The organism is Hymenobacter sp. BT730 (assembly GCF_030542105.1).
GTDB lineage: Bacteria > Bacteroidota > Bacteroidia > Cytophagales > Hymenobacteraceae > Hymenobacter.
The window spans coordinates 823326-841105 of record NZ_JAUOFB010000001.1 but is presented as its reverse complement, the minus strand read 5'-3'; the positions used below and the strand labels follow the sequence as shown (position 1 = coordinate 841105).

At 57.6% G+C, this 17780-nt stretch carries 17 protein-coding genes; 11 read left to right on the top strand and 6 right to left on the bottom strand.

The features are described 5' to 3' along the window. Positions 1–161: 161 nt before the first annotated feature. The 3 genes from mfd to Q4G72_RS03625 all read left to right on the top strand — a co-directional run bounded on the left by mfd (position 162) and on the right by Q4G72_RS03625 (position 5557). Positions 162–3686, top strand: coding sequence for a transcription-repair coupling factor (gene mfd, locus Q4G72_RS03635; RefSeq protein WP_303310074.1), 3525 nt, complete (start codon positions 162–164; stop codon positions 3684–3686). 96 nt (positions 3687–3782) lie between these two features. After that, positions 3783–4994 (top strand): M50 family metallopeptidase, encoded by a 1212-nt coding sequence (locus Q4G72_RS03630; RefSeq protein ID WP_303310073.1) that lies wholly within the window; start codon positions 3783–3785, stop codon positions 4992–4994. A gap of 5 nt (positions 4995–4999) precedes the next feature. Beyond that, positions 5000–5557 carry a hypothetical protein gene (locus Q4G72_RS03625; RefSeq protein ID WP_303310072.1) on the top strand — a complete coding sequence of 186 codons (558 nt, stop codon included), beginning with the start codon at positions 5000–5002 and terminating at the stop codon, positions 5555–5557. Between the two features lie 31 nt (positions 5558–5588). Here Q4G72_RS03625 and Q4G72_RS03620 read toward each other — a convergent pair whose 3' ends face one another. Next, entirely contained in the window at positions 5589–6269 is a 681-nt protein-coding gene (locus Q4G72_RS03620; protein ID WP_303310071.1) for a GAF domain-containing protein, read from the bottom strand. A gap of 161 nt (positions 6270–6430) precedes the next feature. Beyond that, positions 6431–7186 carry an energy transducer TonB gene (locus Q4G72_RS03615; RefSeq protein WP_303310070.1) on the bottom strand — a complete coding sequence of 252 codons (756 nt, stop codon included), beginning with the start codon at positions 7184–7186 and terminating at the stop codon, positions 6431–6433. 198 nt (positions 7187–7384) lie between these two features. On the opposite strand from Q4G72_RS03615, the gene Q4G72_RS03610 reads away from it, so the two are divergent. Continuing rightward, a complete protein-coding gene (locus tag Q4G72_RS03610) occupies positions 7385–7798 on the top strand; it encodes a DUF2147 domain-containing protein (RefSeq protein ID WP_303310069.1) in 414 nt (137 codons plus the stop codon). A gap of 14 nt (positions 7799–7812) precedes the next feature. Here Q4G72_RS03610 and Q4G72_RS03605 read toward each other — a convergent pair whose 3' ends face one another. After that, positions 7813–8826, bottom strand: coding sequence for a methyltransferase (locus tag Q4G72_RS03605; protein WP_303310068.1), 1014 nt, complete (start codon positions 8824–8826; stop codon positions 7813–7815). A gap of 174 nt (positions 8827–9000) precedes the next feature. On the opposite strand from Q4G72_RS03605, the gene Q4G72_RS03600 reads away from it, so the two are divergent. From Q4G72_RS03600 to Q4G72_RS03590, 3 genes are all read left to right on the top strand, one after another. Next, the gene (locus Q4G72_RS03600; RefSeq protein ID WP_303310067.1) at positions 9001–9396 is read left to right on the top strand and encodes a hypothetical protein; all 396 of its coding nucleotides are present in this window, start codon (positions 9001–9003) and stop codon (positions 9394–9396) included. 19 nt (positions 9397–9415) lie between these two features. After that, the gene (locus tag Q4G72_RS03595; RefSeq protein ID WP_303310066.1) at positions 9416–10165 is read left to right on the top strand and encodes an arylamine N-acetyltransferase family protein; all 750 of its coding nucleotides are present in this window, start codon (positions 9416–9418) and stop codon (positions 10163–10165) included. A 110-nt stretch (positions 10166–10275) separates the two neighbouring features. Beyond that, entirely contained in the window at positions 10276–10698 is a 423-nt protein-coding gene (locus Q4G72_RS03590; protein WP_303310065.1) for a DUF2147 domain-containing protein, read from the top strand. Between the two features lie 36 nt (positions 10699–10734). Here Q4G72_RS03590 and Q4G72_RS03585 read toward each other — a convergent pair whose 3' ends face one another. Then, positions 10735–12363, bottom strand: a complete 1629-nt coding sequence (locus Q4G72_RS03585) for an amidohydrolase (RefSeq protein ID WP_303310064.1) — start codon at positions 12361–12363, stop codon at positions 10735–10737. A gap of 240 nt (positions 12364–12603) precedes the next feature. Between Q4G72_RS03585 and Q4G72_RS03580 the strand changes: the two genes are divergently transcribed. Then, positions 12604–13008, top strand: coding sequence for an META domain-containing protein (locus Q4G72_RS03580; RefSeq protein ID WP_303310063.1), 405 nt, complete (start codon positions 12604–12606; stop codon positions 13006–13008). 49 nt (positions 13009–13057) lie between these two features. After that, complete coding sequence (locus Q4G72_RS03575) at positions 13058–13768, top strand: DUF6624 domain-containing protein (protein ID WP_303310062.1); 711 nt, start codon at positions 13058–13060, stop codon at positions 13766–13768. 89 nt (positions 13769–13857) lie between these two features. Here Q4G72_RS03575 and Q4G72_RS03570 read toward each other — a convergent pair whose 3' ends face one another. Further along, positions 13858–15249, bottom strand: a complete 1392-nt coding sequence (locus Q4G72_RS03570; RefSeq protein WP_303310061.1) for an FAD-binding oxidoreductase — start codon at positions 15247–15249, stop codon at positions 13858–13860. A 477-nt stretch (positions 15250–15726) separates the two neighbouring features. Between Q4G72_RS03570 and Q4G72_RS03565 the strand changes: the two genes are divergently transcribed. Both Q4G72_RS03565 and Q4G72_RS03560 read left to right on the top strand, forming a co-directional pair. Then, positions 15727–16275 (top strand): GNAT family N-acetyltransferase, encoded by a 549-nt coding sequence (locus Q4G72_RS03565; RefSeq protein ID WP_303310060.1) that lies wholly within the window; start codon positions 15727–15729, stop codon positions 16273–16275. Positions 16276–16459: 184 nt separating this feature from the next. Then, a complete protein-coding gene (locus tag Q4G72_RS03560) occupies positions 16460–16882 on the top strand; it encodes a VOC family protein (RefSeq protein WP_303310059.1) in 423 nt (140 codons plus the stop codon). A gap of 134 nt (positions 16883–17016) precedes the next feature. Here the strand turns inward: Q4G72_RS03560 and Q4G72_RS03555 are convergent, their stop codons facing one another. After that, entirely contained in the window at positions 17017–17727 is a 711-nt protein-coding gene (locus tag Q4G72_RS03555; RefSeq protein WP_303310058.1) for a DsbA family oxidoreductase, read from the bottom strand. Positions 17728–17780 lie beyond the last annotated feature (53 nt).

The window sequence follows — 17780 nt, the reverse complement described above, 5'->3', positions numbered from 1 at the left end:
CTTTCCGCTATAGTTTTCACCAAGCTCAACAATAGAAGTCTTAATAGCACATCCCGGAAACTTTCGGACCTTGGCTGTGGTATTGCTACCACCCCCAGCCCGACCGGATTCTCATTCGGCCGGGCTTCTCCCGTTGTTTTGCCTCCTAGCCGATATTCGTTTTGCAGGTCTCCGATTTCCTCAAGCTCTATACCCTGGACCCTACCGTGCTGACCGTAGGTGCCCGCCTGAACCCGGCCACGCGCAACAGCCTACGCGCCGAGGCCAAAGCCCCGGAAGCACCCGTGCACCTGCATTTGCGCGGCCTGGTGGGCAGCCAGGATGCCGTGCTGGCCGCCGCCCTGCACCAGGACTTTCCCGATCAGCACCACCTGTTTATTCTGCACGACCGGGACGAGGCGGCCTACTTTCTGGCCGACCTGCAGCACCTGGTGCCCGATGAGGAGCCTCTCCTTTTCCCCAGCTCCTACAAGCGCCCCTACGCCTTCGATGAGACGGAAAACGCCAACGTGCTGATGCGGGCCGAAGTGCTGAATAAGCTCAACTCCCACCGCGGCCCCAAAACCACCGCCGAGCAGGCCGCCGAAGATGCCGACGACGCCCTGCCGGAAGGCGACGGCAAAGCCCGGAGCAAGAAAATCAGCGTAAAGGACACGGCCGGCGCGCTTATCGTAACGTACCCGGAGGCGCTGTTCGAGAAGGTTATCAACAAGAAGAGCTTAGTTGCTAACACTTTCATTGTGAAGGTGGGCGACAAGCTGGACGTGAACTTCATCAGCGACATGCTGGCGGAGTACGACTTCGAGCGCTCGGACTTTGTGTATGAGGCGGGGCAGTTTGCGGTGCGCGGCGGTATTGTGGACATCTTCTCGTACGCCAATGAGCTACCCTACCGTATTGAATTGTTTGGGGACGAGGTGGAGACCATCCGGACGTTTGACCCGGAGAGCCAGCTTTCGGTGGAGAAGCGGCAGCAGGTGAGCATTATTCCCAACGTGCAGACCAAGCTGCTGCAGGAGACGCGCGAGGCATTTCTGGACTTCATTCCGAAGAACACCGCCATCTGGGCCAAGGATGTGCGCCAGACGCTGGATGTAGTGGAGGAATCCTTTGACCGCGCCGAACAGGGCTTTAAGGAAATGCTGGAAGGCGCCGGCGGCATGCAGATTGTGAGCAAGCCGGAAGACTTGTTCGAAACGGGCAAATCATTCAAAAAGCTGCTGGAGAACTTCCCCATTGTGGAGTTCGGCAAGCGCTTCCACTTCAAGGGCGGCGAGGATTTCCAGTTCAGCGCCAAGCCCCAGCCTTCGTTTAACAAGGACTTCAACCGGCTGGTGAAAAACCTGCACGAGAACCAGGAGAAGGGCTACGTCAATATCATCGGGGCGGAATCTGTGCGGCAAGCGGACCGGCTGCGGACCATCTTTGATGAGCTGGACAACAACGTGCAGTTTCAGCACCTGTTGCTGGGTTTGCGCGAAGGTTTTATTGATGACATGCTGAAGCTGGTAGTGTACACCGACCACCAGCTGTTTGAGCGCTTCTACCGGGCGCAAGAAGGCCGCAAGTTCTCCAAGAAAAAGGCCCTCACCCTAAAGGAGCTGCGTACACTGGTGCCCGGCGACTACGTGGTGCACCAGGACTACGGTATTGCCCGCTTTGCGGGCCTCACGCAGGTAGAAATCAACGACCGGCTGCAGGAGGCTATCCGCCTGGTATACCGCGACGACGACGTGCTGACCGTGAGCATACACGCCCTGCACAAAATTGCCAAGTACAGCGGGGCCGAGGGCACGCCGCCTACCATGAGCAAGCTGGGCTCGCCGGAGTGGGAAAACAAGAAGAAGTCCGTTAAGAAAAAGGTGAAGGACATTGCGGCCGAGCTGATTCGGCTGTACGCCAAGCGCAAAACCGCGCCCGGCCATGCCTTCGCCCACGACTCCTTTATGCAGGCCGAGCTGGAGTCGTCGTTCATTTACGAGGACACGCCCGACCAGGGCCGCGCCACCGAGGACGTGAAGCGCGACATGGAGCAGCCCCACCCCATGGACCGCCTCGTGTGCGGCGACGTGGGCTTTGGCAAGACGGAAGTAGCCATTCGGGCCGCCTTCAAATCCGTGGCCGATGGCAAGCAGGTGGCCGTGCTGGTGCCCACCACCATTCTGGCCATGCAGCACTACAAAACGTTCCGGGAGCGGCTCTCGGCCCTGCCCGTAACGGTGGAGTACGTGAACCGCTTTAAGAGCACCAAGCAGATTAAGGAAACGCTGGGCCGCGTGGCCGAGGGCAAAACCGACATCCTCATCGGCACGCACCGCCTCACCAACAAGGATATCAAGTTCAAAGACCTGGGCCTGCTTATCATTGATGAAGAGCAGAAGTTCGGGGTGAAAACCAAGGACAAGCTCAAGGAGCTGAAGGTGAACGTAGACACGCTCACCCTCTCGGCCACGCCCATTCCGCGCACGCTGCACTTCTCCCTCATGGGCGCCCGCGACCTGAGCGTTATTGCCACGCCCCCACCCAACCGCCAGCCCGTGCAAACGGAGCTGCACGTATTCGATGAGCTGCTGATTCGCGACGCGGTGGCCCGCGAAATAAAGCGCGGCGGGCAGGTGTTTTTCGTGCACAACCGCGTGAAGGACATTGAAGAGCTGGCCAACATGGTGCTGCGCCTGGTGCCCGATGCCCGCGTGACCTACATCCACGGGCAGATGGAGGGCGACCTGCTGGAAAAGCGCATGATGAAGTTTGTGGACGGCGAGTACGATGTGCTGGTGAGCACCAACCTCATTGAGTCGGGTCTGGATATTCCCAACGCCAACACCATCATCATCAACCGCGCCCATCTCTTCGGGCTGAGTGATTTGCACCAGATGCGCGGGCGCGTGGGCCGCTCCAACAAGAAGGCCTACTGCTACCTGCTCACGCCCCCGGTGGCGGGCCTGCCCTCCGATGCCCGCAAGCGCCTGAGTACCCTGGAAGAATTCTCCGACCTCGGCGACGGCTTCAAAGTAGCCATGCGCGACCTGGATATCCGGGGCGCGGGCAACCTGCTGGGCGGCGAGCAGTCGGGCTTTATTAATGACCTGGGCTTTGAGACCTACCACCAGATTCTGGACGAGGCCGTGACGGAGCTGAAGGAAACCGAGTTCCGCGACCTGTTCCTCGGCGACCCTACCCAGCGCCTGCAGGAAGCCGCCGCCACCAAAGGCCCCAAGGAGTGCAACATAGAAACGGACCTGCAAATCCTGATTCCCGACCACTACGTGAGCAACGTCTCGGAGCGCCTGCAGCTGTATAGCAAGCTGGACCGCGTGAAAGGCCCCGAGGAGCTGCGCAAGCTGGTGGCCGGCATTGTGGACCGCTTCGGGCCGCTACCCCAGGAAGTAGAGCAGCTGGCCGACATTGTGCGCCTGCGCTGGCAGGCCTGCCAGGTGGGCTTCGAGAAGCTCACGCTGAAGAAGAACCACATGAAAGGCTACATCCCGGCCACCAACAACGAGGCCTACTTCCAGGGCAACGTCTTCGGCAACGTGCTCAGCTACGTGCAAACCCACCCCCGCTCGGCCAGCATGAAAGAGCGCAAAGAGCAACTGATTATTTCCTTCGAGGAAGTGAAAAGCGTGCAGGCCGCTAAGCGGATTTTGAGTGAGTTGGGGAGTGAGGAGAAGGTGGGGGTGTAGAACCATTGTAGTGCTTTGCCGGATAGGCGCTGTTTCTTCGGGAATAGCGCCTATTTTTATTGCCCTCAATTATTAGCACTCCTATCCACGCAGTTTATGCTTGATTTTTCTAAGCCCGATGCTCCCCGAACACCCGAACAAGAGAAGCGTAGAAGCCTATTTTTTTGGATTTTATTAGGGCTCGAGCTTGCCTATCTATTTCGCCAAAACATCAGCAACGGGTTCGAGCAGCTCCAAATGCAGGCGCTCCGTGTAAATCTACCTTGGCCTTTACTTATGCTGGGCTGGGCTTTGGTCCTACCTGCATCGTATCTGTTGCTTGTTTTTTTGCACGAGGCAGGCCATGTGGTGGGGGCTCTACTGACTCGCTTTCAAATTCTGAGCTTTAACGTCAGTCGGCTCCATATTTCCCGGAGGGCTTCTGGCTGGCAAGTCCGGTTTCGTAAGCCGAAAAAGGGGCTAAGTGGTATGGTACAGGTACTAGCATCTGACAGCCGCAATCTGCGCAGCCGCTATGCCCTGCTTCTTGTTGGCGGGCCAAGTGCCAACCTGCTCACCGGGGCGCTAGCACTGTATGCGGCCTACATGTGGGTACCCTATTCTCCTCCTTTCCCCTTCACCGGGTATCTGCTGCACTACACCCTACTGGTATTTGGCTGGATGTCAGTGGTAATTGGTACACTAAATTTGCTGCCTCTCAAATTAAAATCGGGCCATATCATTGATGGCAAGCACCTGTTGCATTTAATGCAGGGTGGCCCCGCTATGCACCAGCAGCTGGCAGCACTCCAGCTTTCCAGTCTGTCGCACAATGGTACCCGCCCCCGCGACTGGAATGCTACCATTGTTGAGAAGCTGCTCAGCAACCACAGCAACAGTGTCTTGGACTGCTACGCGCACTATTATGCCTATTGTTACTATCACGACTGTAACGACTTAGAAGCTATCCGGCTGCATCTTAACGAAGCGTTAGACCGCCGCCATTTAGCTCCCGTGGCGTTCCAACAATACATATTAGGAGAGGCCGCATATGTTGCAGCCTTGCATACATATGATACCGAACAAGCCCGCCACTGGCTCAATCGTGCCCAGGAAGTAAAGCCCTATAGTAAGGAAGAAGGGCTATTTGCCCGTGCCGCCGTTGCTTGGGCCGAAGGCCAACTAAGCGAGGCTAGCACCTGGCTACAGGCTGCCCGCCAGCAGTTAGCAGAATCTCTTGATGTTGGCACACGCACACAAGCCGCCGAACGAATGGATGAATTGCAGGTCAAGATTGAGCAGGCATCTCTTGTAGCTGTATCAGTTTAGCGAATATGGCTATCCGCCTCAAGCCAATTACTTGGCGCTTATTAGCTCTGCATATGATTAGTGTGCCCTTCTTAGTACTGGGAATGCAGCAGCTGTTTCTGATTCAGTATATTGATTTAGTCCAGCGCTTGACTGAACTGCAAACCCATTACGGCCAGGAATATGCAGCCCACTTTTCTTTACCACCCGGCTTCGATTCCTTCGCACAGTTGATTTTGGAACTAGAGCTAAGAGATGCTAAAGCCACCTTTCTAGCATTGCTCATTGCCTGTACTTTGTCTGGTATCGTCGTCTGGCACCGAAGGGAGAGCCTATTAATTCCGTTGATGCTGTTCCTTAGCCAACCTCTTGTCTTTGGCCTAAGCGGTTTCTATAAAGAACCAGTGGTAACAACCGCTATTAACCTTTTATATAGCATATCTTCTAATCCCGTTGGAAAGTTACAACTGGCTGTAGTCGGCAGTTTATTATTTATAGTAGGGGTATTGCCATTCTGTATTACTTGGAGAAAACATCAGTCTGTTTCCACATCCGACATAACCCCTGTTGGTGCACATCTATGACTGATATAAACAGGTGGAGGAAGCCTCCAAGCTACTCCTCCCCTTCCTGCTCCACCGTCAGCACTTCGGCTACTTCTTCCAGGCGCTTGGCAATGGGTTCCAGCAGCTCGGTGGGCACGGGCACCTGGCCGTCACTGCGGGCTTTGAGGTAACGCACCACGGCCATTTGGTTGTGCAGCACTTCTTCGGCTTCCTCGCGGAGCCGGTCCCAGCCGTCGGTATTTTGGGCGCTGTGCAGCTGGCGGCGTGCTTCCAGGGCCCGCATCACCAGGTCGGCGAGTTGGGCGAGGAGCTGCTGCTCGGGGCCGGTGAGCTGGCGCGGCTCATACCCGGCCAGGCACACCGTACCAATGGGAATACCCAGCGGGGTGCGCACCGGCACGCCGGCATAAAACCGTACGTTGCGCTCCTGGGTGGTGGCGGTGCCCGGCCCGGGCTCGGCGGCCAGATCCTCGAATACCAGCACCGGCTCCTCGGCCGCTATGGCTTTAGTGCAGAGGGTTTGCTCCAGGGCCAGAAGCTCCTGCGCGGGCATGCCCACACTGGCTTTGTGCCACACGTTCTTCTCGTGAATGAAGGCAATGCGGGCCACGGGCACGCTGAAAATGTAGGCGGCCAGCTCTACCAGGTCGTCAAACAGCTTTTCCTGTGCGGAATACAGGATATCGTAAGATTCCAGCACCGCCAGGCGGTTACGTTCATCGAGGGTCATACGCGCACGGGAGTCGGTGGTAAGAGCAAGCTACGCACCTCTGCCCAAACATCAGTCGGGGCGGTTGCGGCATATGCTGCTTTTCGGGGCTATGAATGTTTTTACAGGGGAAGCAGGTCAGCCCAACAGGTAGCACTCTGCCGGAAAGGGTGTTTGAGGCGCTATTGGCTGGGTAGGCTCCGGAACTCGAAGGGCATCTGCACTTCGGCGGCCACCGGCCGGCCGGCTACCGAAGCGGGCAGCCAACCCGCCGTGATGACCTGCGCTACTCGTATTACTTCTTCCTCTATCCCATATCCCACCGACTGCACTACCCGGTAGTTGCTGGTTTTGCCGTCGGCTTCCAGCGTGAAGGCTATTATGGCTGTGCCGCTCACCCCTTTTCGCAGCGCCTGCACGGGAAAGCGGACCGTTTGGCTCATGAGCCGTTTCACCGTTGCAAAGCCCCCTATGTAGACGGGGTTCAGCTCCAGCGGGGCCCCACTGGCCAGGGGGCGGAAGGTAATGTTCGTTTTGTCGGGGTCATTCATCACCAGCTGCCGCCGGGTAAAGTCATACTGCTGCTCCAGCTTGCCCTGGTAGGTGTAGAACTCCCACACGCCCACCGGCTCATCGTTGCGGTAGCGGCCTTTGCTCTGCACCTTCTGGTCGGGCCCATAATAATAATGGTGCCAGATGCTGTCCTTGCGGCCCTGGTTGTAGAAGCCCGCCACGCTGGGGGTCTGGGCTCTCAGGTCAAACTGCTTGTACTCGCCGTGCCGGATGTTGCGGTCATCTTTCAGCACCGAGTACTCTTCGCGGTACTGGGGTATTTCGGGAAACTGATGGTATTTCACCACTTTCTTGGTGTCCTGGGCCTGGCTGAGCAGGGGCAGCACGGTAAGGGCCAGCATCCAGGCCCCGGATAGAATGCGCATCTGTAAGTAACGATGGGATAAAGGGTAATGAAAATGAATGGCGAAAGGTAGCGGCCTATTGGCGTTCAGACAGCATCCGGCGCACAAAAGACGCCGCTACTGGCCTACTGCCGGGCGCACCGGCTACCGGCATAGGCCGTGTTCTGCGTAGAAGGGCAGGTAGCCTACCGGCTACTGCTTTCTTTTTGTTCCTTTCGCATGAAACTGTTGCTTCTTCTATGGCTTTTGGTGTTTGCCGGAGCCGAAAACAAACCGGCAGCCACGGCCATTGTGGGCCGCTGGCAGCCGGCCGACAAGCGCGGTATGCTGGAAATTTATGAGCGCCAAGGGCGCTTCTACGGTAAAGTGGTAGGCCCCACCAAACCCCGCCGCCTCGATACGCACAACCCCGACCCCAAACTGCGCACCCGCCCCATGCTGGGTGCGGTGATCCTAAAAAACTTCCGCTACGATGGCCAGGGCACCTGGAAAGATGGCACCATCTACGACCCCAACAGCGGCAACACGTACTCCAGCACGCTGAAGCTGCGCAATGCCAATACGCTGGTGGTGCGCGGCTACATCGGCATTTCCCTGCTGGGCCGCACCGTTACCTGGACGCGCGTGCCGTAAGCTGGCTCACCTGCTTACTTTGCCACGCCTTCCAGAATACTGAACGGCGACCTGGTGGGAATGACCCGCGCCAGCTCCAGGCCCGCCTGATCGAACAACCGGCGGTATTCCTGCTCGGTCCGCTCGCAGCCGGGCAGATACAGGAGCATCTGCAAGTCCAGGAACTTGCCCATGGAAGGCGCATTGCCTTCAGGCACCACAATTTCTACTACCAGCACTTTGCCATCGGCGGGCATGGCCTGGCGGCAATTCTGCAGGATGGTAATGCATTGGGCATCGTTCCAGTCATGAATGATGTGCTTCATGATGTAGGCGTCGCCACCGGCGGGTACCGTCTGGAAAAAGTCGCCGCTCTGTCGTTCGCACCGGTCGGCTACGCCGTGCGCTTCCAGCAGGGTTTGGGCAGCTTCCGCTACGGCGGGCACATCGTAGAGCACACCGTGCAGCTGCGGGTATTTCTTCAGGATAGAAGCCAGCAGAATGCCGTGGCCACCACCCACATCTACCAGCCGCGAGAAGGGAGAAAAGTCGTATGCCTCTACTACGGCGGCGCTGGCGTGGGCGCTGTTGCTGGTCATGGCATCATTAAACACCTTCCCGGCTTTCTCATTCGACCAGAAATAATCGAAGGAAGTCATGCCATGCACTTCGTCGAAGGCGGGTTTGCCGGTCCGGACGCTGTAGGGTAGCTGAGCCCAGGTTTGAAACTGCCAGTCGGTGGTTATCATGGTGGCAAAGGCCCGCAGGCTGCCGGGCGCGTTGCTCCGTAGCGGCTGCGCCAGGGGCGTGAGGGCGAAGCCCTGGTTCTCGTCTTCAGTAAATACGCCCACGCTGGCGCAGGCCCGCAGCACGCGGTATAGGGAGCGGGCATGGGAGCCGGTTTGTTGGGCTAGCTCTTCCGCACTTTTGGCGCCATCCTGCAATAAATCGGCAATACCCAGCTCGGCGGCAACGCCAATGGCCCGGGAGGCAGCAAAGCCAAACAGCATTTGCATTAACTGGGCGGGTGGCGGTAGCTGCTGTTCCATAAGTGTCGGCGGGTCTAAAAAGGACAGACAATAAATTATAAATATTTCATCAATAAATATATCTATTTCAACTTAATATTGTATTCCTTTGGAATATATTACCCCGACGACGGTATGGTACTATAGCAGAATAAGGTCGTCCTTTTTATATTCGCGGCCACCCTTTTGCTTCCCATGCGCCACCGAGTACTGTATCAGCTTGATTTTCTGACCCTGGAATATGATGTAGTGGAGGAGTACCTCCATGCGGTGTGGCGGGGTGAGCAAACGGACGAGACTATTCGGGAGGGCTATGAACAGATTCTGCAGGCGTTGGGCCATGAGCGCTGCGCCCGGCTGCTGGACAACCACTATGCTATTCAGGGCATTTGGGTAAGCCAGGCCGATTGGCTGGCCCACGACTGGTACCCCAGGGCGGTAGAGGCGGGCTTGCGCTACCATGCGGTGGTTTACTCCCAGGATTTTTACAGTCGCCGCTCCACGCAGGAGGCCATTGCCAAGATTCCCGGCGGTCTGGTAGCCGCTTTCCATCGGGAAGAATCGGCTAAGCAGGCTTTGCTGGCGCTGTAGCTTTTCGTTATTCCCTCTGATGAACACGGCAGCCTACCTGGCCAGAATTGGTGTTGCGGCTGCCATGCCCCCTTCACTGGCCGCGCTGCAAGCGCTTCAGCAGGCCCATTTACTGGCAGTGCCCTTCGAGAATCTGGATATTCACCTGGGCCGGCGCATTGACTTAGCCAACACCTTTGACAAAATCGTTACGCACCGGCGCGGCGGCTTTTGCTACGAGCTGAACGGGCTGTTTTGTGAGTTGCTCCAGGCACTGGGGTATGAAGTGAAGCAGGTTTCGGCCAGGGTTTATGACAGCAAAAACCAGACCTACAGCCCGGAATACGACCACCTGGCGCTGGTAGTGACGTTGGAGAAAGAAGATTATCTGGTAGATGTGGGGTTTGGAGATTTTGCCCAGCAACCTTTACAGCTGCAGCTCCGGCAGCCGCAGCAGGATGCCCGCGGTCAGTTCCGGATTAGCTGCCTGGATGCCGACTATCTGGTGGTAGAGCACCTGACGCCAGACGGCTGGGTACCCGAGTACATGTTCAGCCTGACACCCCGCTGCCTGGCTGAGTTTGCGCCCATGTGCCATTACCACCAGACCAGCCCGGCGTCGCACTTCACTCAGAAAAGCGTGTGCAGCCTACTTACCCCGGATGGCCGCATTACCCTAACCGGCCAGACGCTAAAAATAACCCGGAACGGTATAGCCACGGAGTACGTCCTGGCAGATGAGCAAGCCTACCACAGTGCCTTGCTGGAGCATTTCGGTATCACGCTATAAACAGGCTGGCAGACCGACGACCCGGGCACTACCCATGCTCCGGCCGTGTTTTAGGGAAGTAGCGGGCAGCAACGGAAGATGCCGCGCTTTGCTCTGTTTTCCCCGGCGTAATGAAACGGTTCCTGATTTTCCTGTTCCTCCTGATGCTGGCTGGTGCCGCGCCCACAACCAGTCCGGCTGCTACCGCCATTGTGGGGCGGTGGATGCCTGCTGATAAGCAGGGCACCCTGGAAATTTACGAGCAAAAGGGGCGGTTCTATGGCAAAGTAGTAGGCCCCACCACTCCACCCCGCTACGACACCCAAAACCCCAACCCGAAGCTGCGCCGCCGCCAATTGCTGGGCGCCGTTATTCTGCAAAACTTCCGCTACGATGGTCAGGGCGCCTGGCGCGGCGGCACCATCTACGACCCCAACAGCGGCAACACCTACTCCTGCACCCTGAAGCTGCGCAATGCCAATACGCTGGTGGTGCGCGGCTACGTGGGCATTTCCCTGCTGGGCCGCACCGTGGTCTGGACGCGGGTGCGGTAACGCTGCCGGGTGTTGCCTATTGTTTTCCTTACCGCGCTACTTTAACACGTGGGCATCATACGCCACCTGGCCCCCGATGAGGGTAAGCACGCTGCTGGTACCGGGCAGAGCGGGTGGAGGAACGGTAAAAATATCCTGGGAAAGAACTACTACATCGGCCAGCTGGCCAGGGGCGATGCGGCCTTTGTCGGATTCGGCAAATTCGGCGAAGGCAGAGCCGTGGGTGTATGCCTGCACCGCCTGCTCCCGCGTGATGCCCTCTTGCGGGTTGGAGGGCGTGAGGCTGGCCATCATGATATTCAAGAAAGGATTCAGGGGCCCATCGGAGCCCAGCGCTACCGGTATGCCGGCCGCCAGCAACGACCGGAGCGGCTGCATACTAGTGCCCCAGCGCTGGTGAAACAGCTGCGGATCGGAGAAGTGCATGGGGTTTTGCACCACCACAACGCCCAGTTTCTTTGCCCGCGGTATCAGGTCGTTTATCACCCCGTCGCCGTGCTCTATGCGCACCCGGCGGGCGGGCCAGCTGGCGGCCGGGCCGTTGTTTTCCAGGGCCTGCAGCACCACCTCGGCGCTTCGGTCGCCGGCGCAATGCACCAATAGCTGTTGGCGTAACGCCACGGACTCCTGCACCATGCGCGCTACGTCGGCCTCGCTGAAGTTCAGCCTTCCCGACCAGCCGGGGCGGTCCTGGTAGGGCTGGCGCAGGGCCGCGCCTCGCTCATAAGGCGTGCCATCGAGCACCCATTTAATGCCACTGGCTTTTACCTGCGGGCTTTGCGGGTTAAGCCTGGCAAGCTGGCGCGCCTCCGAAATGTTGCGCTGCTGCGGGGTGGTAGTGGAAAACGGTATAGCCCGCACGCGCACCGGCAACCTGGCCTGCACCAGTAAGCGCGCAAACCGCTCAATGGGCATAGACGAGAAGAGCTGCATGGAAGTGATACCGAACTGCACGGCCTCAGCCGACAACTGGCGCAGCTCATGGATGGCAGCGGAGTCAGGCACTTGTTCGGCCAGCGTGCGGAAGGATGGCCACTGGGCATATTCCCAAAAGCGGCCGTTGAGCTTCCTGTTGCTGGTACGCTCCAGATAGCCACCCAATGGGTCGTGCTGTTTTTCTTTGATTTTCAGCTTTTTCAGGCCCGGCGAGTTGGCAATGTAGCCGTGGCCGTAGTAAGCGCGCAGCAGTACGGGGTGGTTGGGAGCCAGCTTATCCAGAGCGGCGCGGTTTACCTGCTCGTTGGTGAGAATGGTGTAGCCCACGGAGCCCAGAATCCAGGTACCGGCCGGGGCTTTTTGCGCCGCATCTGTTATGGCCTTCGCAGCTTCTGCCCAGGTAGGCTCCAGGGTTTTAAAGGTTAGCACTTCGCCGGGAGGATCGGGGCTGAAGTGGTTATGCGCATCGTTGAAGCCGGGCGTAATGGTGCGGCCCTGCACATCAATGCGGCGTGTGTTGGGCCCAGCCAGCTGGGCTACCTCGGCGGTTGTGCCCACGGCCACTATCCGCTCTCCCCGAATGGCCAGGGCCTCGGCCGTGGGCCGGGCAGCATCGGCGGTAAAAACCTTGCCGTTTAGCAGAATCATATCCGCGGGGGCGGCCTGCTGGCCCACGGCACTTAGCGAAAGCCACAGGCATAGTCCGGCAACAGAGAATAGTGTTTTCATAGCATATCGGGAGAGGCAGAATATCTTGGATTGAAGATACTCAAATACCTGGCTCATCCTACTGGCCGTTTGATGCTTAGGGCATGCCCCCAGTGAGGTGCGCATATGTCTGAAGGCAGCATTTTACTTTCGACAGCAAGCAACCTTTCCGCCTCAGTTGGCTATCCTGTATGTACTGCTTCCACTCCGTTTATTTATCTGCTTATGCGCTTCGCACTTCCTGTATTTTGTTTCCTTAGTTTGGCAGCATCCTGCCAGAGACTGGACAAAAATGTAGAACCGGCTGCCAAGCTGGAAAACACCCGCTGGATGCTGGTGCAGGTTGAAGATATACCGGTGGCTACGTCCAGCTATTCTGAGTCGGCGCGCTCTTATCTGGAATTCACCCCGGAGAGCAAGAAGACTACCGGTCGGGCCCCATGCAACGCCTTTAGCGGAACCTACACACTGGGCAGCACCCAGGGCGCACTCACCATCGGCGGGCAGGCATCGACGAAAGCTACCTGCCCGGCCCAGAACTTAGAGGACCGCTACCTCAATGCTCTGCCCCAAACGGTGCGCTATGAAATAAGCGGGGACGAGCTGCGCCTGTACGGCCCGGATAACTCCCTGAGGCCCAAGCTGGTTTTCAGCAAGACCCGCTAACGGGGTGGCTTTTCCTTTTCGGCGACTCTGCGCGGTAACTTCCCGGTTTATGTGGAAAGCTTTTCTCTGTGGATTGGTGAGCCTGCTGGCCGCCTGCAGCTATGCCCAAACCACCCCGAATCAGCCGCTAAAGCTGGAGCTGGACCGCATAGACGCCGAAGATCAGAAATACCGTATTCTGATTATGCAGGCCATGCTTACAAGCACTGCCAGCGGCTATGATTCGGTGGCCCGGGCGGCTAACATCCCCCGCGAACAGGCAGGCGCCTACGTAGCCCGGCGCATGACGGAAATTGACTCGGTTAACATCAGGCGTATTGCCCGGATTATTGCGCAGTACGGCTACCCGGGCAAAACCCTGGTGGGCGTGCCTGCCAATGAGGTGGCGCTGCTCGTGATTCAGCATTCTAACCGTATTCCGCAGTACCTGCCGCTAATAAAAAAGATGGCTGACCAAGGCGAGGTACCCTTTTACCTATATGCCCGCATGCTGGACCGGCAGTTAATGCAGGAAGGAAAAGAGCAGCTCTATGGCACGCAGGGCCGTAGCTTTGGTGTACGAAACGCCCAAACCGGCCAGCGGGAAACCGTTTCGTTTATCTGGCCGATTAAGGATGCCGACCAGGTAAACCAGCGGCGTAAGAAAGCGGGCTTCGATTCTACGGTAGAGGACAATGCCAGGCGCCTGGGAATCGAATACAAACTCATGACGCTGTCCGCCGCCCAAGCCATTGAGAAAGCGGCCCTGGCGAATCCGTAAAAGCTACTCCTGAAGTATTGTAAGGCATGCAAAACCCCAAAGCCCCGGCGCACACCGAGGCTTTGGGGTTTTGCATGCCTTACAATACTTCAGGTGAAAATATGCTCCCGCTCGGCGGGCTGAATATTCTGGTTTACCCGGAACAGGTTTTGCGGATCATACTTGGCTTTAATAGACGACAGGCGGGCGTAGTTGGCGCCGTAGGTAGCCCGGATGCGGTCTGCGCCTTCTTCCATCATAAAGTTAACGTAGGCCCCGCCCGCCGAGTAAGGGTGCAGCGCATCGAAGTAAGCACGGGCCCAGGCAGTAATCTTCTCATCATTGGCCGGGTCAGGGTCCACGCCTACAATTACCATAGACCAGGTAGCATTCCGGTAGTTCCAGGCAGTATCCTTCTGGCCAATGCGGGCAGCCGCCCCGTTGATGGGGTACAGGTGCATGCTGGAGTGCATGGTGGGCAGCAGGTTACCAAACCGCATATGCTCAGTAATAGCCTCCTCCGGCAGCTCATTTACAAAATCGGCCTTCCAATACCAGTGCAGGCCGGGTGGGTACAGGCCATCGAACATGCTTTGCAGCGCTGGCATAGGCAAGGGCCCCACCAGATCCAGGGCCGGCTTTTTGAACGCCCGTGCCGGTCGAAACGCCTCTTCGGCCCCGGAGGGCGCCCCCGTATAGCACCATACAATGGCGCACATTTTTTTCAGGTGCAGATGCTGGGGGAAGGGCTCGGCGGGTGGCACCATAAGAAAGGCAAAGAAGCCATAGATGGATTCCGGGGCAGTTTTGATGAAGCGACTGTACCAGCGAAGCATCTCGGGTGCATCTTCCATAGACCAGAGCATGGGGCCAGCCACTACTGTATCTACGGGGTGTACCCGAAACAGAAAGGAAGTTACCACCCCAAAATTGCCGCCACCACCCCGTAGCGCCCAGAATAAATCAGGGTTGTGCTCGGCCGAGGCCTTTACCAAACGGCCATCGGCCAGCACTACGTCAGCTTCCAGCAGACTATCAATGGTCAGGCCGTATTGGCGGGTGAGGTAGCCCAGGCCGCCACCCAGGGTGAGGCCGGCCACCCCGGTGGTGGAGATAATGCCGCCCGGCAGTGCCAGTCCGAAGGCATGGGTGGCGTGGTCCACGTCGCCGAGGGTGCAGCCACCCTCTACCAGCACAGTACGGGCTTCGGGGTCTACATGAATACCGCGCATCAGGCTCAGGTCAATGACCATGCCCCTATCGCACATGCCCAGCCCAGCCCCGTTGTGCCCGCCGCCATGAATGGCTACCAGCAGGTTTTCTTCACGGGCATAGTTGACGGCGGAAATCACATCGGCCACATCGGCGCAGCGCACAATCAAATCCGGGTGCTTATCAATCATTCCATTATACAGCCGGCGGGCGGCATCGTAGCCAGCATCCTGGGGCTGCAGAATCTGTCCTCGCAGGCTGATGGGGGGCAGCGTGCGGTTTTTTTCCATTAACATATACCAAGTAGTAACACAGTAATGGGCCGAAGCGGCCGGCATAACGGGCCTGCCCGGGGCAGGCAGCAGGGGGCACCGGCGGTGCATGCCGCCGGACTAAAGAGTATATAGGAATTTACAGATAAATATAATGCAAAGCACGTCTTTGCCTGCAGGCAAGCTGCTTTTCCCGCATCCGTTTCAGAATAATACCAGCTGGAAGCCCTTGCATAATTCCGGGGATATTCGTTGATTCCGGGAGAGTTAGAAGCGTTTCTCTTCCGATTTTGCTTCCTATGCGCATTCCTCAAACTGCGGGCCCACTGGCCCGGGGCTGGTACTACTGCCGCAAGTAGCCGGCCCACTCCTGCGCCTTACCCAAACGCCCCGCCTGCGCGGGGGTGGGGCGGCCGTCACTCCGCTTTCGGCAGTTACTCCCGTTACTTTCTGCTCCTGTGCTGTGCGGCTATTCGCTGTTTGTTACCTGCTTTTATGTTTCGCGCGCTGTATTCCGACTCCATTACCCTGCACCTCATCAATGAGGACAACCTGACGGATATAGTCATGCTCTTCCAGGGGTATGCTGATTCGCGCCCCATGCTGGAGGAGCTATTCCGCAACTACCTGCCGCGCTATGAAAATGGCCGCCGCACCAACTTCGGTTTCTACTCCCTGTTGCACGGCGAGCTGGCCGGCATGACCCTGTTGAGCGTGGACAGCTACGAGGAGAGAGCCGGCTCCACCGGTGCCGACGTATTCCAGCACATGCGGGGCCGGGGCGTTACGCCGCGCAGCAAGCCTCACCTGTTTTATCTGGCCTTTGAAATCCTGGGGCTGCACCGCGTGGCTACCGGCTGCCGGGTATCCAACTTCGCTTCCAAACGCTCCATTGAGAAAACGCCCGGCTTTCAGTTGGAAGGCGTGATGCGCGAGTCGGGTGTAAATGAGCAGGGAGAGTTTGAGGATGAATATCTGTATGCCATTCTGCGGCAGGATTGGGAGAGGCTCTATGACAAGTCTCAGGTACAGGTGCTGCCGTAAACAATCAACTGGCTAAGGCTGAAAGTAGATGCCAGGGGCAGGCATTTGCTCTGTTGAAAACGCACCTCACGATGGCCAAAATTATATATACTAATTTTATTGTCTTTTAGATAGTAAAGCCAAACCGTTTAGCTAATTTTGTTAGCAAATCAACCTGCTTCTATCCCACTTTTCTCTCTAACCCATGAGCAAAACCCGACTCACCCCCTACCTCACTTTCAATGGCAACTGCCGGGATGCTATGACCTTCTATCAGCAGTGCCTGGGCGGGGAACTGCTGATCAGCACCTTTGGCGATTCGCCCATGGCAGATAAGATGCCGGCCGACGCGCAGCAAGGGGTTATGCACGCCAGCCTGAAAAACGACATCCTGGAGCTGATGGCTTCGGATGGCGGCATGCACGCCGTTACGCAGGGCAATGCTATTGCCCTGTCGTTGAACTGCAGCAGCGCTGAGGAAATTGCTACGTGGTTTGCCAAGCTCTCAGCAGGCGGCACCATTACTATGCCCCTGGAAGAAACATTCTGGGGCGCCACCTTTGGCATGTTTACCGACCGGTTCGGGATGCCCTGGATGCTGAACTACGACCACGCCCCGGCCCAATAAGCACAAGGCTGCAGCCGGCTGACAAGCCCCTGTTAGCCCCATTTGCTTTTATTACCTTCATCTGCTGCACACTTTGTAGCGCATAAAAAAGGCCGCCTCTTCTGAGGCGGCCTTTTTTATGTCTGCCATTTGCTTTAGCAGGTACCCGTCTCCAGGTCGCAGGCGGCGCCTTCGGCGCCAGCCAGCTGTATGGGCTGCGGCCGGGCTTCTTCCCACACTTTCTGCAGCACTTCCTCAAATAGCTCGGCGGGTTGCGCACCCGATACGGCATACTTATCATCGAAGACAAAGTAAGGCACGCCGCGCACGCCAATTTGGCGGGCCTGATACTCATCGTGGCGCACTTCCTGGGTAAAGTCCTCGGACTCTAGCAGGTGGGCTACCTCAGCGGCAGGCAGTTGCAATTCAGCGCCCAGGCGCGTGAGCGTGGCGGGGTCATTAATGTCGAGGCCTTCTTCCAGATAGGCTTTAAACAAACGCTCTTTCGCCGCATCCTGCTGACCGTGCTGGTTAGCCAGATGCACCAGGCGGTGGGCCCGCAGGGAGTTGGCCGGCACTACCCGGTCGAAGTCAAAAGCCAGGCCTTCTACCGCGGCCATTTGGGTCATGTTGGCGCTCATCTGCCGCGCCCAGGCTTCCGTGTTGCCATATTTGGCCGCCAGGCGGGTATATTGGTTTACGCCGGGCTCCGGGTTGGCTTCGGGGTCCAGCTCAAAGCTGCGCCATTTTACCTCTATCAGGTCGCGCTGCGGGAAGCGAGCTATAGCCGTTTCCAGCCGCCGCTTGCCTATGTAGCAGAACGGGCACAGGATATCAGACCAGATTTCAACAGTTATCTTTTTCATGAATATAAACTCGGATTGGGATGCTGTATAAGCCGGATCAGGCCCAAAAGGTT